A 22,056-nucleotide genomic window follows, 5' to 3' on the forward strand; every position below is an offset into this window, starting at 1 on the left:
ATCTCCCATGAGTGCGTCCCGTAAGGGAGCGACAGTCTGTAATGCACCGTGGTCGTTGGAGTCAGACTAACGGATGGGCTCTATGGCACGATGGTTGATCGACCTTCCTCTCCCAGCCGTAGTATCCAATACCCGTTCTGCACACAGTTTCAGCAGCTGTGGTGTAGCGCTGATTTTGCGCTACATGGATGGCTAACGGCTCTTTTTTTTATGTCATGAGTTTCATGGAAGGGGACAACCTAGAAGACCAGATTTTTTTAAATAAGAAAACGTTTAACGAGAAAGAATCTCTTCTCTTTCTTGCTCACCTGCTCGAATTAGTCGATGATCTTCACGAAAAAGGCATTTACCATCAAGACTTGCGTATACCGAACATTTTATTCAAAAACAAGAAGCCTTTTTTGATCGACTTCGGTTTATCCAAGCAAAGCGTCTCCATGGATCCAGCATCCCGTTCTTTACATAATAAACAACATATTCTAGAGATGAAACAACAGGACTACTATGATTTAGGCGAAATTCTTTTATATTTGCTTTACACGACCTACTCTTCTAAAAACAAAAAAGCTCTTCCCTGGACAGAAGAACTTTCTTTAGAAAAGGAAACCGTTCACTTACTGAAAAGGTTATTAGGAATCACAGAACCATATTCAAATACGAGAGACATGTCAGCCGATCTTCATGCTGCAATTAAAGCGAATGAAAACGTCCATTAACCGCCTAAATTAGCTGCTGCTTCGGCCCTTTCGTTTATAACGGTTACTCCCACTCATCGGAGATCGTTTATATCGTTGGCTGCTGCTACTGCTTCCACGATAATGACGATTTCTTCGGTCACTGCTGCTGCCTCCGCGATAACGGCCATGTCTCCGCTCGCTGCTGCCTTGGGAGAGCTGCTTGATTTGTTTCATTATTTTTTTAAACATTTTTGACCTCTTTTCCTGTTTTTTTAAGGCTTGTTGTTGGTTTTATCTAGTCTAACACAGATGATGGACAAAACTTCATGATGAGTACAAAGCTCAGCTAAGTCTATCCCGTTTTTATTTCACAGTGGTTATCCTATTCTATTCTTACACTCCAATCAGTACCCTTCTTTACAAAGACATAACATTCTATTACAGAAGAGTTTATTTTTTAACTTTTGATTAATCCCAAGCTTCATTGAGAGATCTTCATAAAATAAAGCCTCTTCATAATTTTGTTCTTTTGCATACAAAAAGGATAAAGGTTAAAATGTTGATTTTATAATAAGATAAGGATTATCAATATTACTGCTCTTTACATGCTTTTTCAAAATATCGGTCAACATATCCAGTTCTTCGCTTCTTAAACACAAAAACGGCATAAACGATGGCGTTGATCAAGATAATAAAATCGATGGAAGGCTCTTGTTCATTTTGGACCCTCTTTATCGCCGTTACCCATGTCTCTTGCCGGTACCTTTCCCCTTTTCCTTTTCCAAATGAATTTATTTTTTCTATCATCATCGTTTCCGACAGCTTGTTTTATACGACTGCTAAACTCGTTGTGGCCGGAGTAATGAACAAAAAAATTGCACCCGTCGCCTGACGGATGCCGTATATGTGAAGAGCCATCGATCGCTGGCCCGTACTGTATAGCGTATACATGAGAACGTCTTTTGAAACGGCGTAAGCCCTTATAGCTGTATATACAGGAAATGCACGAAACGAAAGACAGCATGCTTTTCAGCCTATTGATGCACCAATCAATCTATTTTCACCGCCCTCTCAATTATAATAGCCTCCCTTTTCTTCCTTTACCTTTATCTTAAACAGCACTCCTTATCTTTCCGTATTAAAAAGTTTGTTTTCTTCTGTGCATAAGACAATAAGATGTTTAATTGATAATGCATTTTACTTCCACGATAAAAGTATGAAAGGTAAAATGTACATGGTTAAATGAAAGAAAACATAATGGATCATCTTTTCCCAACTATTAAAAAGAAAGGGGAGCTCTTCAATGAGTTTACTTACTGAAAAAAGAATGGCGGAAATAAAGAATCACCTAAAAAAGCGGACAGTAACTTTGCCTGATGACACTTTCCTTCCTAGTTTAGGTCAAGGGACTTGGCGGATAGGAGAAAATCCCAAATTGAGAGATAAGGAAATTAAAGCCTTACGCTTAGGATTGGAATTAGGGATGACGCTAATTGACACAGCTGAAATGTACGGAAATGGTGATTCTGAAGAATTAGTTGGAGAAGCAATCAAAGGACTTAGGGAAGATGTTTTTTTAGTCTCTAAAGTTTATCCTCATCATGCCAGTTTAGATATGATTTCAACAGCTTGTGAAAACAGTTTGAAACGGTTAGGGACAGACCATTTAGACTTATATCTTTTACACTGGAGAGGGCGTGTTCCCTTAGCAGAAACGATTGAAGGAATGGAAAAACTGAAGAAAGAAGGGAAAATTTTAAGGTGGGGAGTATCTAACTTTGATACAGATGATATGAATGAGTTATGGAATACTCCAAACGGGCGAAATTGTATGATAAACCAAGTACTGTATCATCTAGGTTCAAGAGGAATTGATTTTGATTTATTACCATGGCACCGAGAACAGGATATGCCCATTATGGCTTACAGCCCTCTTGCTCAAGGAGGTTCTCTAAGAAGCCAATTGATAAGCGACCCAATTGTCAAAGAGATGGCAGCAAAATACAATGTCAAACCTTTGCAAATCGCACTGGCATGGGTACTACGTACGAATGATGTCATGGCTATTCCAAAATCTGTACAAGAACAGCATGTCATTCAGAATGCTGAAGCTGCTACAATCCAATTTACAGAAGAAGACTTAAATCGTCTTGACGACGTTTTTCCAAAACCCCGTAAAAAAATGCCTTTGGATATTATTTAATAGTTAAGCTAGATCATGAAAACAGAGCTATTGCCGAGCTCTGTTTTTTTATCACGTTTCTATTAAGCATTAGTATCGTTCTTTTTTAGGCGTCTTAAAAACAACTCATGCGTGCCGTTGAAGATGCACCCTGACCACTCCCACGGCTGAAGCCATGGGGTTCTTTTTCGCAAACATCCCACTTACATTCTTTCATCGAAAGAGGCAGAGGCGGAACTTGGGCGAACAACTCTTAAGAAAAAAACAGTCTTTCAAGAGGGCAAGGTCTGTGCCGACTACGCCATCCGACTGGCGATACGTTTTTCTTTTTTCGGTCGATCGTTTCGGTGTTTCGTTTTTTGTCGTTGTTCTTCTGACAAAAAACGTTTATACCAAACGGGCTGCTTGTAGACAACCGACAAAAGCGGCTTGACGGCCATGTGGTGTTGTTTACGGGCAATGTTTTGCGCGCCGTTGACATCACGATGGATTTCTGTTTGGTGAACAGAACATTAGATTTCGAAAGCTTTATAAATTTATACCAGGTAATAGACAAGTGCCGTTGCGACCAAAATTGCAGCACATAAGATGAAACAAATAAGGTAGATATGCTGGAAAACAATACATATGAACAAAAATACAACCATGCAAGGAGTGTTTCATTCGTGAGGAACAAAAAAGGGTTAGTTAATGATTGGTTCGTTCTGCAATCTCTATTTAACCATAACGTTCCTTTCGAACTCATCAATATACTGGACAATTTGATTAAAGTCAATAAAATGGATACTGCAAAAATAACCGACGTTGAGACTATGAAAAAAGTAAAGAAATTATATAAGCAATTTATTAGCCGTTTTAGCAGAATCCCTAAAGTTTTCCCGATAATTATCTCAGCAACAGAAGCATTGAACACGGATCTTGTTGTTTCAAATTTCAATGTGAAAAGCATGAAATATGCTTTGACGATAAAAGAGCTGGATCCTCAATACCAGGTCTTCATCAGCCTGGCTTTTGGCAATCAAATTTACGATGTAGAAGCTAATTTAAGAAAACATGGGAAAGATCTTTATAATTTTGTCGGAGGCCTGCCAGCGATTCCGTTTCAAGATGAAGCTTTAAAGCAATGGATTGTTCGTCATGCAGGGGCGACGGATAACCTGGCTATTCATTCGGTAGCCCGGTTGTGGAACCATCCTAAATTCCCAAGAGGCAAGTCATTAGCTGAAATGAAAGCTTATATTCTCAATCACAGAGCCGTCACCGAATGGGAACTAGCTAAACGAAAATACCCGGAAATATTCAGTCAGCCATTTAAATGCAGAATTCAAGACACTCCCTATAAAAATGAAAATGAACAAGTCCGAATTCTAGACGCTAATGATGAACTGCAAATAATGCTGGGTGTATTGACCGCTTGCTGCCAGCGGCTGGACGGTACGGGGGAAGCTTGCATGATTGAAGGACTTATCAATCCTGACAGCGGATTTCTAGTATTTGAAAGAGGGCCCAAAGTTTTGGCACAATCATGGATCTGGCTTACTGAAGACCTGACATGTCTTGTGATGGATAACATCGAACTAGCGGATTGTCGAAAACCGGAAGATATCCTTTATCTTTTATTCCATTGGGCGAACCAATCATCTTATCAAAACATTCAAATGGGTACTGGCTTTAACCGTGTGAAAATCGGATTGCCTGTGCAGGCAAAAGAAATGCAATGGTATCGGCAAATGTGGAAATTTAAATATACTGATGCTCATCAGCGAGTATGGATTAAAAAGAATGGGGAGATGTGTATCTCGTTAGAAGAGTGTAATGCGGAATAAACATTCGCATTACAATTAAACATCTTTATTGTATGTGAACAAAAGGAATGCCTGGATAGCTAATATAGGTTTTAGAATTATTATTTTTAATCACGTGTTTGTTAATCTACTCATTTCTGGATTGCATTCTTATCCGTAATGATATTTAAACACCGTCCAAATAATTGGACGGTGTTACGTGCGTTTATACGTCTTTTTTAATGAACAATTGCGACAAAACAAATGAAAAGTGACACAATTAACAGAGATTAATTTGTTTTTAAAACATCTAATTTATCTAAGTTCCAAATATCTTTCGCAAGGTTCGCATATAGTTTTTGCCGTTCGTCCAAATCCTCTTTACTAAAGTCGTTATGGGGTCTGAATGGCAAATTTTTCTCTCTTCTATAACGATTAAAACTTGGATTACTTTCATAACAGTCTTTATGGAGTGATTTAGCCAAAAGATTTTGACCGAAGTATTGTTTGAGCTTTACCTGATACTCGGCATCTCCATAACTCTGATTGATTCGTTTAGGCAGCAGCAATAGCCCACCGACTCGGTTGCGGTATTCCGTAAACTCACTTTCATGATCAAATAGTTCGCTGTACCGCTCGTATTTTTTTGCCCAAATATGCTCGATCTGGAATGGATTCTTTGACTCTTTCGTTACATACGTTTCAAATTTTGAATCAATTCCGCTCTCGACCTCGATATGGTGCGTGAGGCGGGCTAATAAATAATGCACGTATTTCTTGTTTTGTTGATGCATTTTGAAGTCTTTAATCGCATCGATGTTACTGCTCTTTAATTGTTTTTTCAAAATATCGGTCAACTCGTTCAAGTCTTTGTTTCGTATTTCTTTTGTTAGATTGTACATCGTATAAGAAATAGCTGAGTAATTTAACGTACTATAGGAAATAAACCGATTCACAACCCACATATCAATGAAATAGGCGACCATATTCATTTTACAATCAACAATTTCTTCTGAATCCGTTACTTTTAAAGGAGACAATAGCAAATGATATTGATGTGTGAAATTGTTGTGGGCATTGTAATAAAGATATTCTAAACCCTCGGTATAATCCCATGCAGCGTCTAAAATACGCCCATACTGTTTCGCATAAAAATCAAAATGCTTCGTAATAAACTCATAATAATCGTTGCTTGTGTTCAATTGGAGATTTTTCTTATTATCTCTAACCCACTTATGAAACGATGTGGCGACTTTCTCGAAATCTTTATTCTCTTTGCCTTTACTTCTTTCCCTTAAAGTTTCAGCATATTTAGCCCGAAACCAATGTTTAAAGAAATCAATTTCTTCTACTTTATCAAATTCAACGAGCTCCAGAATTCTTTTTTTCCAAAGATCGTTCGCTTTCAATTTTTGATTATCATCTTTAATATTGGCAAGAAGATAGCCTTTTAACATGTCGGTAGGGCTTAGGCTTAGGCCGCGGTCATTCATTGTTTCAAAGATTGTATAAGCGTCGTCCTGATTGTTCGCCTCAATATGGACCAACGTCACTTTATGCAGCAGCCAATCGATAAAATAAGGGAGAGCGTCCCCTTTTAACTCCTCTGGAAATAAGCTTTAATATCTTCAAATCGTGCACCTATATTTCGAACAGACTCTACTTCATGATTTTCAAATTCAAATTGAATTTCATTAAAAAGTGCTTCCATCCCTTCCATTCTTTCTTCTACGAACAAGTTGAAGTCCTTATTCCCATACTTCTCTGAGAAGATCAATTCACTTACATTTACTGTTCTTCCCGTTCTGTCTTTTTGTATATTGTGAAGGTAAATGAGTAATAAAGTTAAAGATGTCAGCCGTTGCTGGCCGTCGATAATTGATTTCTTTCCTTCTTTGTTGCTGATGACGACTGATCCTAAGAAATAATTATCGTAATTTTCAACTTCTCTCGGTTCATGGTTGGCGTCGTAATTATCGCTAAACTTTGTTTCAAGATCTTCCAGTAGCTCTTTAATATTTTTCGTTTCCCATTTGTATTCTCGTTGATAATAGTCAATGCCGTATTTGGCGTTGTGAAGTGTTTCCTGAATGCTTTTCGCTCTTGCATCAATTTTACTCACCTAGTGCTGGCTCCTCTCTTGAATGTGAAAACTGCATAAATCTTTTTTCATAACAGTTTCTTTAATCTTTGATTTACAATAAACTGCACGGCGCGTCACATATCTATTCACGCGTGACATCGTGGAGCCGTTGAACAGCTATAAAAAAGAATTGTCAATCGTTTAACTTCTCTAAATTCTTCGCTTTTCTCTCAAAATGCCAATGCAGCCTATACTTGCAAATCTCCTTCGTCCATTCAAATATAATCTCTTTTTCCCTTTCTTCAATATTCACGTCCACTTTAAACAGCTCACCGTCAAACATAACAAGTCCATTGCTGCTGCCACTCCACATGGTCATCGGCATATCCGCAATCAGCTTGGCAACAGCTTTCTCATCATACTGCCAAAGCTTCTTTCCTTGCTTATCCGAAAAATTGATCCGCTTCCGATATTCTTTTGACGTCAAATAATCGTGAAAAAATGGGGCAATTTCGATTGGTTTGACGGGTTTTGTCCAATGATCGGCTCCTCGTTCAAGCATGTATTTCAGGACGACCATTTTGTAGCTTTTATTCATGCCAGTTTTTTCGACTTCGGTGAACCAGTTTTCGTGATTCCTGAATGCAACTGCTTCTTGCTCGTTCAGCTCCCCGATGTTGTATAGAAATCCCGGGTATGAATTGTGAACGTCTTTGATCGCTTTGCTGTCGGCGTTTGCTTTTAAGTGAAATTCAAGATACGTTGGTCTTCTTCCAAGTTCAAGTTTCAAGTCTTCATATGCAAAGCGAATTTGTTCTTTTCTCGGATTCCGTTTCCGACTCATTTCAGTTAATAGTTCAACGGCTTTTAATTCAAAGTCGATGAGGCAGTTTTCTGGAACTGCCGGGATTGCGCCTTTTTTCTTTTGAGTTGGGTCTGTGTCAAATACACTCATTTTCACATCGGCGTTCCGGTAGTTCCCGATCAAGTCAATCATGACGCAATGTGTTTTGCCGTCAGCAATACGCAGTCCGCGGCCGATTTGCTGGGTGAAGACGGTCAATGATTCAGTTGGCCGCACGAAAAGAATCGTGTCAACGGATGGAATATCGACGCCCTCATTAAATAAATCAACGGTGAAAATGATGTCCAGTTGTCCTTTATCAAGTGCTTTAATCGCTGCCGGTCGTGTCATGGACGTTGTTTGTGAATGAAGCGCGACCGTTTTATAGCCTTTTTCATTGAAATGGCGGCTTAAAAAGTCGGCTTGTTTAATAGAAGAACAAAAACCGATTGTTCTTGTTTGCTTATGTTTGAGCCAGGCTTGTAGAATTTTATTCGCCATTTCCGTCCGCATTTGGACAGCCAACAATTCCTCTTCGTCGTAGCGTGTGCCAAGCCATGTAACACTGGAATAATCGGTATCATCGTACACTCCGTAATAATGAAATGGCGCAAGCCACTGCTTCTGGATGGCTTCAAGAAAATGAATACGGTACGCCACATTGCCATCGCATATACTGTACACATCTTTGTTGTCCATCCGGTCCGGTGTTGCCGTAATGCCCAGAAAGAACTTTGGTGTGAAATAGTGACGTATTTTTTCATAAGACTTGCTTGCAGCATGGTGAAATTCATCGACGACGATGAGATCAAAGTCGTCCGGTTGAAAACTATGTAAATGATGGGTTGAGTTCAATGTAAAAACGGATGCGAAAATCATATCGGCGTCTTTTTCTTTATAAGTGCCATTTAATATGCCCGCTGTCCGGTCTCGATGAACGTGTAAAAATGAATTTTTCGCCTGTTCAAGAATTTCTTCGCGGTGAGCGATAAATAAAACACGTTTAAAACGCTCCGCAAAAAAAGCGGTGAGATACGTTTTGCCAAGTCCGGTTGCCATGACAACAAGCGCTCGTTCATATTGTTCATCCATCGTCGCATACAATGCAGCTAACGCTTCTTCCTGTGCTGGACGTGGTATTAATTTGTATGTATACGGTTCGTTCATTTCGACGATGAGTTCTGCCTGATCAGACGGTCCTTCCAGCATCATCGATTCTTCTTCCGCTTCTGTCCACTGGGCTGCAACAGACTGACGGCGATGAAATTCAGCATAGCGTTCACGATATTTTTTCACCGTTTCCATATTCACTGGAATCGTGTGCTCATGATAAAAAATCGCTTCAAATTCAGCGAGTGCGGTTTCAAACAACTCACTGTCATCGGCTGACACGTTCCATTCAATGCCACCGGTCAAAGCGGAAGCCGACATGTTGGACGAACCGACAATGACGCATCCTTCATCGTTCATCCGAAACAAATATGCTTTCGGATGAAACGAGCGCCCGCCGCTTTGCCACATGCGTACATTTGCTTCCGGCAGTTTATCGACGAAGAGCTGTAGTGCATCTGGCTGTGTAATGTGTAAATAGTCGCCGGTACCGATGTGAATGTCTGTACCTCGATTCGCTGCTTTTTGCAAGGCCGGTAACAGTTTTTTGACACCGGATCTCATCACAAATGACGTCAAAATATAAATTTCGCTCGCTTCTTCTGCCAGCCGCTCAATGGTGTCGATCAAGTTAGTCGTAATAAGCTCCAGCTTACTCATCTTCCACCTCGATTAAATAAATACGCTCGTTAAATCCACCGCGTTTTTCCGCTTTCTGCTGACGGATATCTTCTAATTGTTCAACGCTTACGCCGTGGATGGATGCCGCTGCATGAATAAGTTCAAGCAGATCCGCCAGTTCTTCAACGGCTTCCTCGTTCGTTGCCGCTTCTTCATATTCAGCAAGTTCCTCATGCATTTTTTTGCGTACTTCCTGTTTGTATTCTTCTTCTAATAAAATACGTGATGTATAGTTTCTACCTGCTTTTTCAATGACCTCTAAAATTCGATCCCGGACAAGTTTATTATGGACTGGCATGGTGATCCCTCCTTTTTCCTGTATCCTACTATTTTACCAGATTATTAAACTTATTTATTGTTTTATTCCCCGTTTTCTGAAGCAAGTGGAGTTTGAATCGCCTGCTTTGTTTTGGTAGTTCGCTTCGTCCTTTTGTTGAAGGCCCTTTAAAAATAGACTTTAGCATATTGAATAAAAATGGACACGTTAATGTAAATGGAGGATAGAGGAAGGGTTGTCAATAGGAGAAGACTATGACAATATATAAGGAATTTCCTATATGTTTTTTTGTAAACTTCACGTTCGTAATTGCTATTCTTACGAAGTTTTAAAAAGGAAATTGAAAATAATTCTTATATAGTTGAATGAACAATAACGAATGGAGGAAATGAAATTATGTCTGATTTGCCAAATTGCCCTAAATGTCATTCAGAATACACGTACGAGGATGGAAGCCTTTTTGTTTGCCCGGAATGTGCTCATGAGTGGACTTTAGAATCGGAAACTGAAGATCAAAAGGTTGTCAAAGATGCGTATGGAAATGTCTTAAACGATGGTGATTCTATTACAGTCATTAAAGACCTTAAAGTAAAAGGAAGTTCATCCGTCGTAAAAATAGGGACAAAAGTAAAAAGTATACGTTTAGTTGATGGAGACCATGATATTGATTGCAAAATTGATGGTTTTGGGGCGATGAAATTAAAATCCGAATTTGTTAAAAAGGTATAAATATGGAATGACACAAAAAGGGTGCTCAGCGATGAGCACCCTTTTTTAAATACATTTTTAGCGATAGATCTTTATTCAGTCGATTCGTTCATCTTTTTCCATATACTTTTTTATATTTATGGGCATAAAACCACGATACCTTTAGGTTCGTGGATGTAAGCCCACGGTTTTCATCCTTGTTCTTGAATATACTTTTGAACAACCTCTTTGCTGACATTTCCAATGGAACAAGCGAAATATCCGTCACTCCAAAAGGTTCGTTCCTTCCAAAAATGTTTAGAAAGATACATTTCATGTTGTTTCCAAATGTGAAACGTAGTCATTTGCTTGAGTAGTCTGACGATTTCAAGAATACTCATCTTAGGCTCATACTGAATAAGTAAATGGATAGGATCCTGATCTGCTTCCATTTCGACTATTCTAAAATGGTATCTATTGGCTGTATCGTGCATGAGTTGTTTCACATCATTTCCAAGTTGAATCCACAACTTTTTTCGATATTTACAAACAAATATCAGGTGGCACATGAGTAATAAATTGGAATGTTTTTTTGTATGGCCATCCATGATTTTCTGGCACTCACTCTCTCCATTTTAGAAAACTTCGGAATGGGCTTTAAGTCCACCTTATTTCCTTCCGTGTCCATTAAAATAGCATAACCGCTGCTCATACGTCCTTTAATGAAATATTCTTTTCCTTTGTATTGAACCTTGTCGAATTTTCTGAATCCAAAGAGTTTCCCTGTTGGAATCACTTGTTCACTACGAACGCCTTTGGTTTGCTGATAATCCCCGTCAGAAACACATCTTTTAAACAAGACTTGATTGGTTTGGAATCTAGCTCCTTTTCCTTCTGTTGCAATGGTTACGGCATCAAAGTAATGTTCTTTTGGCAATTCCATAAACTGACGGTGTTCCTTTGTGACAAATCCAAAGGTTTCTTCTGCATGTGTTCTTTTTAATAGCTGCATACGAATGCTGTTCATTTGTGTCGCATGGTTCAATTGCCCTTTTTTCTTCCCTCTCTTTTTCAGTTCAATCTCTCCACGATGGAGAGCATCATGGCATGTTTTACAAAGTGTAATGAGGTTGGATTCTTCATCTGAACCGCCCATGCTTCTGAAAATAATATGATGTACTTCTAAACGTTTGTCTTTCGATTTTCCCTTGCAATGTTGGCAACGGTAGCCATCTCTTGTTAACATGTATGCCTTGGTATTGGCATATCCGTAATTCATTCCTTTTTGATACAGCCATTTGTTTGTGAGAACTGCTGGATTTTTTAAAGCATGCGGGTCAAAGGTAGCCGTCTCCACGATTTGTCTTGTGATCGGAAGAATCGATTCTACAAACTTCATTTCTTTTAAGTGAGAGTTGATTTTGCTTGTCATTGTAGGTGAAAAGCGGTCTTTCTTGGTAGAATTTTTACGATTCAACCATCTTGCTTTTCGATAACATGTCTTTCTATTGCGTCTGTTTCTCCTATATTTAGAGCGTTGCTTCATTTTTTCGGTAATATCATTCCGAATTTCCATTTGAGACATATACAGCACGTTTCCTTTTTCATCCGAGACAGCAGAACCTACTTTCGCACTCCCGCTATCTAGTCCGTGTGTTAAAGGTTGCGTGTATTCGGTTTTTGTTTTGTACAGTAATTGAATTGTAAATGGCGTTCTTCTTCTGACTTTAGCTTTTCCTTGTTTCAGTAACAATCTAGCAATCACGGAAGAACAAGGCATCAGTGGCTTTCCATCTATAGTTAGAACGTAAACCACGCAAAACATCCTTTCAGATAAAATCTCTACTCGAAAGTAGGTCATGCGTATCCTTGTACTGTGACCATACAAGGAATCCGACCTCACCTCGACAAAGTTAAAAAGGCTTTTTACGTCCATGTCACCGAGCCTTACCTCAACCCTACTTAAACATGGACGACAGAGCAACGGTCTGGTGCGTCAACCGAAGGTGTCATGACCTCATTAACGTAGCTAGGATTTCTCCTAACGGAGTCTGGTGAACTTACCCCATAGGGACGAAGCTAGAGACCATGTAGCTTCTTTTTTAGAAGCCACGTTACCTTTAGGTTCGTGGTAGTTCACCTTTCGTTCTTCCCACTCTACACCAAATTTACCACACGCAAAAGTCGATATACCGTGTGCGAGAAGACCAATCCCCCAGCCGCCGAGTGGATAGATGAACCACCATTCGCCCGCATTAGAAGACAGATTAATTCCAAATAGAAACGCATTCACTAAAACATAAACGGTTAGATGGATCTGACCAATCCCACGGCTGAAGGGAGGGCACTGAAAAAGTCCATCTAATGTGAAAAAGAAGCGAATCACCTACTGTATATAGATGGTTAACCTCTTTTCATTTACTATATGTTGATGAAATACACATTACTTTCTTAAAGTAATCACTTTTTCAGCAGCCTCGGCTGAAGGCCATGGGGTTCTTTTTCGCGAACACCCCACTTACATTCTTTCATCGAAAGAGGCAGAGGCGAGACTTTAGCGTACAACTCTTGAGAGAGAAACAGTCCTTCAAGAGGGCAAGGTCTGTGCCCACTACGCCATCCGACTGGCGATACGTTTTACTTTTCTCGGTTGATCGTTTGGGTGTTTCGTTTTTTGTCGTTGTTCTTCTGACAAAAAATGTTTATACCAAACGGGCTGCTTGTAGACAACCGATAAAAGCGGTTTCGCGTCCACGTGGTGTTTTTTACGGGCAATGTTTTGCGCGCCGTTGACATCACGATGGATTTCTGTTTGGTGAACAGAACAACGAAAGTTTCGTCCATTCGCGTGGTGTCTTCCCCCGCAAAACGGACAGTCTTGTGACGTATAGCTTTCTTCTGTTTCTTCCACGACAATTCCTTTTAACTGCGCTTTATACGTGAGTTTTTGCTTGATTTTCCCCTGGTTCCACAAAGAAAGCTGTTGTCCTCGTTTTTTGTTTGTCTTTCGTTTCTTTTGGCTGTTTTTCTTCGTGTTTTTTTTGATCCCAGACACATGCCCGATCACAAAATTCGTGACGTGTTCTTCTTCTAAAAACGCGATAATTTCTTTGGTTGTTTTATGTTCCAGTTCATGGAGTAGGTTTTTGCTTTTTTGACGAATCCGCTTTTTGGCTTGTATGTACTTTTCCCATTGGTTCGATCCTTTTTTACAGCGGGACATTTTCTTACTCAAGTCTGCTAATGCTTTGGCGCGAAATTGAGAAAGACTGCGCATCGCCCGTCCGGATACCAATAAGGCTTTGGCCTCCGTTGCCACCGTCACCGCATGAATTTCCCCTAAATCGCCACCGGCTACTTTAACATCATAAGAAGAAAGATCTTTTTCAGGAACCTGAACGGAATAACAAAACCAATACGCTCCGTTTCGCCACACAATTTCCGCATAATTACAGCTTTCTAGGTCTTCGTCGGATCGATTGAGAATGACAACTGCCTTATTTTTCTTCGGAACTTTTTCCGTCCACACTTTCTTTTTCCTTTTCGTTAACAAGTCTGAAAGAGCGTATCCATATTCGGCTTTCTTGATCGTGATCGTGTCTTTGGAAATGGTCATAGACTCTTTTTTTAACGGGACACAATAATAGTACTTTCTCCGCCATAGATAGTTGGCCTTTTTGTCCGTTTTTCGCAGCTGCCGAATCGTTTCACGGTTCGCTGCGTATTTATCCGCAATCGCTTGAACCGTTTGAGAATGAAGATTGTAGGTTTGTTTTCGAATCGCTTGAATCTCTGTTTTACTCAGCCACTTTTTACAAAACTGGCCTCCCGAACGATATCATTCCATACGGATGCGGCTTCTCGCTGCATGATTCTCAATTCATCGTATAGCTTTTCATCATAAGGAATTCGAAATAAATGCGTGACAAACATATAGGCCACCCTCCTTCCTCGCTTAGTACATTCATTATATCAGAATATACGTTCCCATCGCAAGGGTTAAGCGTCGTAAAAACAAAAAATTCGAACGATTAACGTGCCAAAAGGACACGCCTCTTTCGACCTCATTCTCATCCCCTGTCTAAAGACGATGGGCTTTCCCGTTCGGAAAACCTGTAAAACCCCTTTAGCTGTTCCACCCTCTTTTTCGCTCTCAAATACTTTTCATCTTTTTCCATTCTTCTTCTCCCCCCTCATTAAACCCCTCACTTATATTTTATTATTATTCATTCCAATCATGCTTTTTTTAGAAAGTTGCGGTCACTTTGATTGACACTGACTAACTAGTCAGATAGTATTCAAGCATGGAAAATCGAAAATCACAGATTGTTGAGTTGGCGTTGACTTTTATTCAGCAAAAGGGCTATTTGTCATTTAGTTACGATGACTTAGCAAAGGAACTTGGTGTGTCGAAAGCGAGTATTCATTATCATTTTGCCAAGAAGACGGATTTAGGTGTGGCGGTTTGTGAACGGATTAAAGATGGCCTTGAGCGATCCTTTTTAGCGGTGAATCATTCTTCACTGAACGTTAGGGAGCAACCGTGGGCGTTTATCGCGAGCAGAGTGAAATATATCGCGTCAGATGGCATCTGTCCCATTTCTGCTTTGCAGGCCGATTTCATGTTTCTACCGGTTTCTATTCAGAATTATGTAAAAAAAATTGCTGAAATGGAAATACATTTGTTAAGCGAACTTCTTAGAAAAGGAACGAATCTAGCTGCACGGGATGCTGAAACGACAGCAGCTCTTCTCCTTTCGACGACGAAAGGCGCACTGCAATATCGACGGGTGATGGGTGACGCGCTTCTTTCAAACGTTTTGGATCAACTGAAATACATATTAAAATTCAATGACAAAGGAGTTTTTTAAATGGAACGCAGAGTTGTTGTAACAGGTACAGGGGTTATTTCGCCGTTAGGGCATGATGTTGACACCTTTTGGGAGAACATTCAGAACGGAAAGTCTGGTATTCGCCAGTTGGAGTCGGATGAGTACAGCGAGATGGCGACGCGGATTGGCGGGTATATTACGGATTTTCCTGTTGAGCAGTATATCGATAAAAAGGACGCAGGAAGGTACGATTTGTTTACCCAATATGCGTATGCGGCGGCTAAACAAGCCCTTGATCAAGCGAATATTGATTTAGAAACGATCAATAAAGACCGGGTCGGTGTGTATATTGGCTCGGGGATTGGCGGAATCGATACGATTTTAGAAAACCATACGCGCTTACGTGATAGCGGTCCGAGACGGGTTTCTCCATTTATGATTCCGATGATGATCAGCAATATGGCTGGCGGGATCATTGCCATTAAGTACGGGTTTAGAGGGCCGAGCTTCTCCCCTGTTTCTGCGTGTGCGACGGGAAATCAGGCGATTGGCGAAGCGTTTTTGAATATTAAGCACGGCTATTCAGATGCGATTTTAGCTGGTGGTGCGGAGGCGCCGATTAATCCGCTCGCATTTGCTGGTTTTTCGCGGATGAGAGCGATGTCAACCCAAAATGAGACGCCACAGCAGGCGAGTCGTCCGTTCGATCAAAACAGAGATGGGTTCGTCATGTCTGAAGGGTCTGGCATTTTATTTTTGGAAGAGTATGAGCATGCGAAACAAAGAGGCGCGACCATTTTAGGCGAGATTGTGGGATATGGATCGACGACAGATGCTCACCACATTACGTCTCCTGATTTTACAGGTGCCGCTCGTGCAATGGAGCTAGCGCTTGAAATGGGACAGATTGATCCTTCTGCCATCGGTTATATTAATGCGCACGGAACGAGCACACCTGAAGGTGACAAATCCGAAACGAATGCGATTAAACATACTTTTGGTGCGCACGCTTATGAGTTGAAAGTGAGTTCAACTAAATCGATGACTGGCCATCTGTTTGGCGCAGCTGGCGGCATTGAAGCGGTCATTACACTGAAAAGTTTAATGGATGGCGTTCTCCCTCCAACGATCAATTTGGACAATCCAGATGCGGAATGCGATCTTGATTATGTTCCAAATCATGCGGTTCGGGCACCGATCACGTATGCTCTTTCAAACGGGTTTGGTTTTGGCGGCCATAATGCTGTTTTAGCATTTAAAAAGAATCAAGAATAATTTGTTCTTTTTCTTTTGATTGGGGTATAGAGAATGACAGATGACATTTGAAGCGGGCGCTTTGTTTCGAATGAGACTGAATCCTTTTTAAATGGAGTGGGTGCTGGTGAAATGGAGACCGTTTTTATTTGCGGTTGTTGTGCTTGCGGCTGGCTGTGGGGATGAAGTTGTTCAGGAGCCCGCGCCGGTTGAGGAACCAGTAATCGAAAAAGAAACAGATGTTCCGTCAAAAGTGAATCTTTCATCTTATTTCTTGAAAGATGGTCAAATAGCGCATTTTGTGGGCGAAGGGAATGAGTTCGCGTCGTATACGGCGCGGACGGTATGGCATGATGATCGTCATGTGACGGTGTATGAAGATAATGGCGGGACGGTGATGGCGCGGACGTTTCGTGTAGAGGATGAGCGGATTGTCGTTGTACGCGAGGAAGGCGAGCAATATGAGGACTATGTGCCTTCTGATGGGGAGCTTGAAAGCCTCAAGCCGCTGTATACGTACTTGCAGCTGCCGCTTGAAGTGGGACAGTCGTTTGACGGCTGGACAGTCACCGATGATTCGTCTCCCCTCGAGACCCCGCTTCAAACGTTTGATCACGCTGTTGTTTTGGAGAAAATCGGTGAAGACGGGTCAATCGCACGCAGCTATTTCGCGGAAGGCTTCGGTGAAGTGAAGCGTGAGTTTGTGATGGACGATTTTATCGTATCATCGATGATCGAACAAATAGAAGAACCGGCGCGTTGACCGTATGTCCCGCGCCGGCTTCCCGTTTCGATCGTCTTTTATTATTCAGATTTTTCATCCTTCAAGCTTACTATATGGACAAAAACACTTAACGTTATCTTCATGTTAGCATGGATGAGTCATTTTTGTAAGCGTTTACATCATTTGAACGGATCGAGTGACAGCCTGTGCGGGCCGGTTTACTCAGCTTGTGCGCTGGTTACTCACTTTCTGTGACCATTTCACGCTTGCTCCGCTTCCCTATAATTATCAGATTTTTCCGAATAAAATAATCTTTTTGCTTGCTATGTACACGAAAATGCGGTATGGTACAGGTGTTCGATAAAATATTTTTCTTTCATGGTGGTCAAAATGAATACACTGTTGAAACAAGTAATATAGATATCTGGATAACGTTTATCTCTTTACGATATCATGGAAAGTCTTCTCTTAATATCTTAATATCCTGTCTAAATGAGATAATAAAAGATAAAGGAGTAGTTGCGATGAGTGAACGATTGCATCAGTTGATTACAGAATATGATCTTGAACATGTACAAGCTGATATTTTAGGTGCAGTTTACGAATGTGTCTCGATTTCAAGTGTAGCGGCAGAAACGCTTCCGTGCGGTGCATCAAAATTTGGCGGCGTGGCGGATTTACCGGCTGAGACAGCGTATCCTTCGTTTAATGGCACGCCACTTTCGTTTATCGGACAGATTAACTTAACCGAAGTGTCTGCGCTCCATTTGAAGAACAACCCCTTGCCGATATCCGGCATGTTGTCTTTTTTTTATTATGATGGTGATGAGGAAGCAGTGTACGGTGAACCCGAGCATAAAGATGGATGGCGTGTCCTGTACACGGATGATACGAGCGGCATGAGCGCCCAGGGAGCGGTATCTTATCCAGAGCGTCGTATGCTTTTTAAGAAAGCCGAAAAGCTCGAGTTCCGTTATTTTGAGCAGGATGCGGATGATGAAAAGTTTGAGAAATTAATGGATCAGCTTTATGAGCAGCTCGATCATCAACTGCTCGGAGTACCCGTGTCCATACAAGGCGAAGTATTTGCAGAAGTGGCCGAACATATAGATAGCAAGCCTGTCCTTCTGTTTCAGGTTGACACAGACGATGACCTCGACATGATGTGGGGTGATATGGGCATGCTTTATTATGTGATTGGTGCGCATGACTTGGCATCAAAGCGCTTTGAGAAAACATGGTTTAGTATGCAATGTTATTAATTTATCAATCATTTAATGGACTGACATAGCTTCTTCGACTATAAAAAATCAGGGCAGACAGGCCTACTGTCTGCCCTGATTTTTTAATTGCGCTTAAATGATTTTCCAACAAAAAGCCGCACGCGCAAGGCGGCAGCTTTGTTAATAGATTCCTTCAAGTTTAGCAGCGAAATCTTCGATTGTGTGGCGCGGGGCAACACCTTGGCGCTTCAGCAAATACAGATCGTCGCCAAGTTTGACGTTGCCCGTTTCTGTTGTAAACGCCATCGTAATACCAGTGTCACGCGCAGCTTGAATAGCTTGTGGACTAAATTGACCCCATGGATACGCTAAATACTTAATATGCGCGGAATCTCCATCATAAATGCGGCCAATTCGTTCCTCGGCAGCGAGGAAATCGTTTTTAATCTCCTCATACGTTTTCGTTTGTAAATACGGCAGGCCGCCGACTGGTTCGCGCAAATGCATACCGAGTGTATGATTCTGATAATCATACACGTCGCCCGTTACAGCCGCTTCATCGAATCCAACATATTGCAGCGTATTTTCATCCCATGGTCTGCTCTTTTGATTAAGACGGCCACCGATTAAAAACTGCGTTGCTTTCATGCCGTATTCTTTTAAGATCGGGTACGCATATTTCAATGTCGACATGTTTCCATCATCAAATGTGATGACCACTGCTTTACCAACCATATTTTTCTCATGACGTAAATAGCTTTCTAGTTCCTGCAGCGTAATCGTCCGGTAGCCTTTTTGCTTTAAATAATCCATCTGCTTTTGAAATTCAGCCACTTTGATGACCATCGAATTATTATAAAAGACTGTGTTTTCCGGGTTTTCAACCATATGGTGATACATTAAAACAGGGATGCCGTTATCTTCTTCTACCGACTGCTGATGAATATAACCTTCTTGTCCACCGACGTTCACCGTATACCAAGCACCCGTTTTACCGGTAACTGGGAAACGGACATTTCGATTCAAAATGGCCATCGGTTCGCGGTCTGTACCTATACTATTAAAAATAAATTGCTGTTTTTTCGTAATGATCGTATCTTCTGCTTCTGTTTCAGTGGGCGCTGATGACGCGGTCACTGTCCCTCCATCTAGACTAATCGTTACCTTCCTGTTGCCAAATTCCACTTCGCGTGTACCGTTTGCTGCCGCATACACTCCACCTTTCATTAACGCACCAATCCACACTTGCTGATTGTTAATCGTTTCATAAACAGGCATTGTTTCATGAAGCTTCACCTGATCAGCCGATGCCTGCGTTTCCATCATGAAAAATCCTGCTATGCATAACGACGCAATTGCGCCAAAAATCCGTTTCTTTTTCTCCCTCTCGTTCACATTAAAACTCCTCTGTATTTTTCCGTTATAGGGTCTATTGTATCAGTTTTTTTCTAAATTAGATGTGACGATATTTCAAAATGATCCAAAATAAGGAGATTTTACATCTATTTTTTCGCGTTATCTTCATTTTCTTTTCATTCTTTTTTACTAAACTAGGATGTTAATTATGGTATACTACTAGATTGTGAGGAGATGAAGAGCTTGATTGAAGCAATGACAACACGTGCAAAAGTACGTCAGTTTTTATATATTTTAGTCCCTATTTTAATTACACAGCTCGCGATGTTTTCGATGACGTTTTTTGACACGATTATGTCGGGGCGCTATAGCGCAGATGATCTTGCCGGTGTAGCAGTTGGTTCGTCCCTCTGGGTGCCGGTTTATACAGGGCTTTCCGGCATTTTAATGTCGATCACGCCCATTATCGGCCATTTAATTGGCGGCGGTCAGCTGAAAAAAGTAGCATTCTCGGTGATGCAGGGCATTTATGTATCGCTCTTTATTGCGGGAGTAACTTATGCTCTAGGTCTTTTATTTTTGATGCCGATCATGAACACCATGAATCTAGAGGAAAATGTTCGGCGCATTGCAATAGAGTATGCGATTGGCCTTTCATTCGGAATTATTCCGCTCTTTTTAACAGCGGTTCTGCGCGGTTTTATAGATGCACTTGGTATGACGCGCACATCCATGATCATTATGTTATTGTCGCTGCCACTTAATATTTTCTTTAATTATGTATTGATTTATGGAAAATGGGGATTCCCTGAACTTGGCGGTGTCGGGTCTGGCTACGCGTCTGCAATTACTTACTGGCTTATTTTCTTTTTATTCGCCTGGATTGTTCACCGGCGTGCACCTTTCCGGGCATACCGGTTATTTTCTGCACTGCCCCGCCCCTCGTTTGCCAAATGGAAAGAAATTTTGTCATTAGGACTGCCGATCGGTTTATCGCTCTTTGTTGAAACGAGCATTTTTTCGGCTGTCACGCTGCTCATGAGCGAATACAATACACAAGTCATTGCCGCCCATCAAGCTGCACTCAATTTTGCTACATTGACGTATATGATTCCAATGAGCGTGTCCATGGCGCTCACGATTGTAGTTGGATTTGAAGCAGGTGCTCGCCGGTGGGCCGACGCCCGGCGTTACAGTTCCATTGCCGTCATCATGGCAGTCAGCATCTCATTGCTATGTACAGCGGGCATCTTCTTTTTCCGGGAGCAAGTCGCGTATTTATACTCGACAGACACAGAAGTGCTGGAACTGACAGCTGGGTTTTTGCTATTTGCAGCGTTGTTCCAGCTGTCCGATGCTATCCAGGCACCCGTACAAGGAGCACTGCGCGGATATAAAGACGTAAATGTCACATTTCTTATGACAATGATCAGCTACTGGATCATTGGGCTCCCGCTCGGCTGGCTGCTCGCCCGATTTACGGAATGGGGGCCATACGGCTACTGGATCGGATTGATTATCGGACTAACGTGTGGCGCCATCACATTGTCTATTCGATTGAAACTTTTTCAAAAAAGAAAAGCATCACTCGCCGCCGCGGGGTGATGCTTTTCTTTTTTGAAATTCTGTTATTTCTGATCACTTAGCCATGTTTCTAATCGCTTCACGCCTTTTCTGACCACGCATCCATGTTTCTGATTACATTACAGATTTTCCGAACGTGAAAGCCCACTACGATGCGATAGCACCCCCTTTAAGGGTGGGATGAGAGTGAGGTCAAATACGGAGTACCACGAAGAAACCGAAGGTTTGTGGTACTTCAAGTATTTGAAGATTTCACTCTTTTTTGTCCCTTATCCGTTGCTGTATAATGACCAAACTAATACAATGTATATATGAATGAATACAGAAGAACAAGCACAACCGTATCGTTATTGAACTATCATTTTGTGTTCTGTCCTCGATATAGAAGAAAGATTTTTCTGCAAACAGAGGTAGAACAGCGATTCAAAGAGTTGGTACATGAAGTGTGTGAGGAACTGCAAATTGTGATTGTCGCTCTTGAATGCGACAAAGACCATACGCATCTGTTTCTCAACGCACTCCCATCATTAAGTCCTGCCGATATGATGGCAAAAATCAAAGGGGTGACTTCTAAAAAATTGCGTGAAGAGTTTCCGCACCTTCGGCACTTGCCAAGTTTATGGACACGCTCCTATTTCGTTTCTACCGCAGGAAATGTATCCAGCGAAACCATCAAGCGTTATGTCGAACAACAAAAAACAAGGGGGTGAATATCATGTCGCAGACCATCACCGTCAAAGTGAAATTGCTTCCAACAA

At 41.2% G+C, this 22,056-nt stretch carries 22 protein-coding genes; 10 read left to right on the forward strand and 12 right to left on the reverse strand.

The window, feature by feature from the left end:
• Positions 1-188 precede the first annotated feature (188 nt).
• Positions 189-716 carry a protein kinase domain-containing protein gene (locus AWH49_RS10710; RefSeq protein WP_063965695.1) on the forward strand — a complete coding sequence of 176 codons (528 nt, stop codon included), beginning with the start codon at positions 189-191 and terminating at the stop codon, positions 714-716.
• 552 nt (positions 717-1,268) lie between these two features.
• Here the strand turns inward: AWH49_RS10710 and AWH49_RS10715 are convergent.
• On the reverse strand, positions 1,269-1,487 hold the full coding sequence (locus AWH49_RS10715; RefSeq protein ID WP_157723713.1) for a hypothetical protein: 219 nt from the start codon (positions 1,485-1,487) through the stop codon (positions 1,269-1,271).
• A 493-nt stretch (positions 1,488-1,980) separates the two neighbouring features.
• On the opposite strand from AWH49_RS10715, the gene AWH49_RS10720 reads away from it, so the two are divergent.
• Positions 1,981-2,880 carry an aldo/keto reductase gene (locus AWH49_RS10720; protein WP_063965697.1) on the forward strand — a complete coding sequence of 300 codons (900 nt, stop codon included), beginning with the start codon at positions 1,981-1,983 and terminating at the stop codon, positions 2,878-2,880.
• Positions 2,881-3,524: 644 nt separating this feature from the next.
• Complete coding sequence (locus AWH49_RS10725) at positions 3,525-4,685, forward strand: hypothetical protein (protein WP_063965698.1); 1,161 nt, start codon at positions 3,525-3,527, stop codon at positions 4,683-4,685.
• 248 nt (positions 4,686-4,933) lie between these two features.
• Here the strand turns inward: AWH49_RS10725 and AWH49_RS10730 are convergent, their stop codons facing one another.
• The 4 genes from AWH49_RS10730 to AWH49_RS10740 all read right to left on the reverse strand — a co-directional run bounded on the left by AWH49_RS10730 (position 4,934) and on the right by AWH49_RS10740 (position 9,659).
• Entirely contained in the window at positions 4,934-6,196 is a 1,263-nt protein-coding gene (locus AWH49_RS10730; protein ID WP_211268394.1) for a DUF262 domain-containing protein, read from the reverse strand.
• A 44-nt stretch (positions 6,197-6,240) separates the two neighbouring features.
• A complete protein-coding gene (locus tag AWH49_RS20525) occupies positions 6,241-6,765 on the reverse strand; it encodes a DUF262 domain-containing protein (protein ID WP_211268395.1) in 525 nt (174 codons plus the stop codon).
• Between the two features lie 154 nt (positions 6,766-6,919).
• Positions 6,920-9,340, reverse strand: coding sequence for a DEAD/DEAH box helicase family protein (locus AWH49_RS10735; RefSeq protein ID WP_063965699.1), 2,421 nt, complete (start codon positions 9,338-9,340; stop codon positions 6,920-6,922).
• Positions 9,333-9,659 (reverse strand): nucleoside triphosphate pyrophosphohydrolase, encoded by a 327-nt coding sequence (locus tag AWH49_RS10740; protein ID WP_063965700.1) that lies wholly within the window; start codon positions 9,657-9,659, stop codon positions 9,333-9,335. The genes AWH49_RS10735 and AWH49_RS10740 overlap by 8 nt, the downstream gene beginning before the upstream one ends.
• Before the next feature lie 375 nt (positions 9,660-10,034).
• On the opposite strand from AWH49_RS10740, the gene AWH49_RS10745 reads away from it, so the two are divergent.
• Positions 10,035-10,367 carry a zinc ribbon domain-containing protein YjdM gene (locus AWH49_RS10745; protein ID WP_063965701.1) on the forward strand — a complete coding sequence of 111 codons (333 nt, stop codon included), beginning with the start codon at positions 10,035-10,037 and terminating at the stop codon, positions 10,365-10,367.
• A 170-nt stretch (positions 10,368-10,537) separates the two neighbouring features.
• Here the strand turns inward: AWH49_RS10745 and tnpA (AWH49_RS10750) are convergent, their stop codons facing one another.
• The 6 genes from tnpA (AWH49_RS10750) to AWH49_RS20755 form a co-directional block, all read right to left on the reverse strand.
• A complete protein-coding gene (tnpA, locus tag AWH49_RS10750; protein ID WP_063965702.1) occupies positions 10,538-10,933 on the reverse strand; it encodes an IS200/IS605 family transposase in 396 nt (131 codons plus the stop codon).
• Positions 10,882-12,141, reverse strand: coding sequence for an RNA-guided endonuclease IscB (gene iscB, locus AWH49_RS10755; RefSeq protein ID WP_063965703.1), 1,260 nt, complete (start codon positions 12,139-12,141; stop codon positions 10,882-10,884). The genes tnpA (AWH49_RS10750) and iscB overlap by 52 nt, the downstream gene beginning before the upstream one ends.
• A 225-nt stretch (positions 12,142-12,366) precedes the next feature.
• Positions 12,367-12,711: a 2TM domain-containing protein gene (locus AWH49_RS21265; RefSeq protein ID WP_425305707.1), complete on the reverse strand. Its 345-nt coding sequence runs from the start codon at positions 12,709-12,711 to the stop codon at positions 12,367-12,369.
• A gap of 225 nt (positions 12,712-12,936) precedes the next feature.
• The gene (locus tag AWH49_RS10765; protein ID WP_342341788.1) at positions 12,937-14,130 is read right to left on the reverse strand and encodes an RNA-guided endonuclease InsQ/TnpB family protein; all 1,194 of its coding nucleotides are present in this window, start codon (positions 14,128-14,130) and stop codon (positions 12,937-12,939) included.
• A complete protein-coding gene (locus tag AWH49_RS20975; RefSeq protein WP_280512824.1) occupies positions 14,127-14,258 on the reverse strand; it encodes a hypothetical protein in 132 nt (43 codons plus the stop codon). The genes AWH49_RS10765 and AWH49_RS20975 overlap by 4 nt, the downstream gene beginning before the upstream one ends.
• A 137-nt stretch (positions 14,259-14,395) precedes the next feature.
• Positions 14,396-14,503 (reverse strand): 2TM domain-containing protein, encoded by a 108-nt coding sequence (locus AWH49_RS20755; protein ID WP_244886806.1) that lies wholly within the window; start codon positions 14,501-14,503, stop codon positions 14,396-14,398.
• Positions 14,504-14,629: 126 nt separating this feature from the next.
• Here AWH49_RS20755 and AWH49_RS10770 point away from each other — a divergent pair, with 126 nt between their 5' ends.
• From AWH49_RS10770 to AWH49_RS10785, 4 genes are all read left to right on the forward strand, one after another.
• The gene (locus AWH49_RS10770) at positions 14,630-15,196 is read left to right on the forward strand and encodes a TetR/AcrR family transcriptional regulator (protein ID WP_063965704.1); all 567 of its coding nucleotides are present in this window, start codon (positions 14,630-14,632) and stop codon (positions 15,194-15,196) included.
• Positions 15,197-16,432, forward strand: a complete 1,236-nt coding sequence (gene fabF, locus AWH49_RS10775; protein ID WP_063965705.1) for a beta-ketoacyl-ACP synthase II — start codon at positions 15,197-15,199, stop codon at positions 16,430-16,432.
• A gap of 106 nt (positions 16,433-16,538) precedes the next feature.
• Positions 16,539-17,174, forward strand: coding sequence for a hypothetical protein (locus AWH49_RS10780; RefSeq protein ID WP_063965706.1), 636 nt, complete (start codon positions 16,539-16,541; stop codon positions 17,172-17,174).
• Positions 17,175-17,659: 485 nt separating this feature from the next.
• On the forward strand, positions 17,660-18,397 hold the full coding sequence (locus tag AWH49_RS10785; RefSeq protein WP_063965707.1) for a YwqG family protein: 738 nt from the start codon (positions 17,660-17,662) through the stop codon (positions 18,395-18,397).
• Positions 18,398-18,538: 141 nt separating this feature from the next.
• Here AWH49_RS10785 and AWH49_RS10790 read toward each other — a convergent pair whose 3' ends face one another.
• Positions 18,539-19,753: a polysaccharide deacetylase family protein gene (locus AWH49_RS10790; RefSeq protein ID WP_063965708.1), complete on the reverse strand. Its 1,215-nt coding sequence runs from the start codon at positions 19,751-19,753 to the stop codon at positions 18,539-18,541.
• 204 nt (positions 19,754-19,957) lie between these two features.
• Between AWH49_RS10790 and AWH49_RS10795 the strand changes: the two genes are divergently transcribed.
• Together AWH49_RS10795 and tnpA (AWH49_RS10800) are read left to right on the forward strand one after the other, a co-directional pair.
• Positions 19,958-21,319 carry an MATE family efflux transporter gene (locus AWH49_RS10795; protein WP_063965709.1) on the forward strand — a complete coding sequence of 454 codons (1,362 nt, stop codon included), beginning with the start codon at positions 19,958-19,960 and terminating at the stop codon, positions 21,317-21,319.
• 290 nt (positions 21,320-21,609) lie between these two features.
• Positions 21,610-22,008 (forward strand): IS200/IS605 family transposase, encoded by a 399-nt coding sequence (tnpA, locus tag AWH49_RS10800; protein ID WP_063965710.1) that lies wholly within the window; start codon positions 21,610-21,612, stop codon positions 22,006-22,008.
• The last annotated feature ends 48 nt before the right edge of the window (positions 22,009-22,056 follow it).

Source organism: Domibacillus aminovorans (assembly GCF_001643235.1).
In the GTDB taxonomy this organism is placed as follows: domain Bacteria; phylum Bacillota; class Bacilli; order Bacillales; family Domibacillaceae; genus Domibacillus; species Domibacillus aminovorans.

What these genes read in the sequence shown, in the direction of transcription:
- AWH49_RS10710 (WP_063965695.1), top strand. Translation starts at nt 189, where the DNA reads ATGGCTAACGGCTCTTTTTTTTATGTCATGAGTTTCATGGAAGGGGAC.
- AWH49_RS10715 (WP_157723713.1), bottom strand. Translation starts at nt 1,487, where the DNA reads ATGATGATAGAAAAAATAAATTCATTTGGAAAAGGAAAAGGGGAAAGG.
- AWH49_RS10720 (WP_063965697.1), top strand. Translation starts at nt 1,981, where the DNA reads ATGAGTTTACTTACTGAAAAAAGAATGGCGGAAATAAAGAATCACCTA.
- AWH49_RS10735 (WP_063965699.1), bottom strand. Translation starts at nt 9,340, where the DNA reads ATGAGTAAGCTGGAGCTTATTACGACTAACTTGATCGACACCATTGAG.
- AWH49_RS10740 (WP_063965700.1), bottom strand. Translation starts at nt 9,659, where the DNA reads ATGCCAGTCCATAATAAACTTGTCCGGGATCGAATTTTAGAGGTCATT.
- AWH49_RS10745 (WP_063965701.1), top strand. Translation starts at nt 10,035, where the DNA reads ATGTCTGATTTGCCAAATTGCCCTAAATGTCATTCAGAATACACGTAC.
- tnpA (WP_063965702.1), bottom strand. Translation starts at nt 10,933, where the DNA reads ATGGATGGCCATACAAAAAAACATTCCAATTTATTACTCATGTGCCAC.
- AWH49_RS20975 (WP_280512824.1), bottom strand. Translation starts at nt 14,258, where the DNA reads ATGTTTGTCACGCATTTATTTCGAATTCCTTATGATGAAAAGCTATAC.
- AWH49_RS20755 (WP_244886806.1), bottom strand. Translation starts at nt 14,503, where the DNA reads ATGGAAAAAGATGAAAAGTATTTGAGAGCGAAAAAGAGGGTGGAACAG.
- AWH49_RS10770 (WP_063965704.1), top strand. Translation starts at nt 14,630, where the DNA reads ATGGAAAATCGAAAATCACAGATTGTTGAGTTGGCGTTGACTTTTATT.
- fabF (WP_063965705.1), top strand. Translation starts at nt 15,197, where the DNA reads ATGGAACGCAGAGTTGTTGTAACAGGTACAGGGGTTATTTCGCCGTTA.
- AWH49_RS10785 (WP_063965707.1), top strand. Translation starts at nt 17,660, where the DNA reads ATGAGTGAACGATTGCATCAGTTGATTACAGAATATGATCTTGAACAT.
- tnpA (WP_063965710.1), top strand. Translation starts at nt 21,610, where the DNA reads ATGAATGAATACAGAAGAACAAGCACAACCGTATCGTTATTGAACTAT.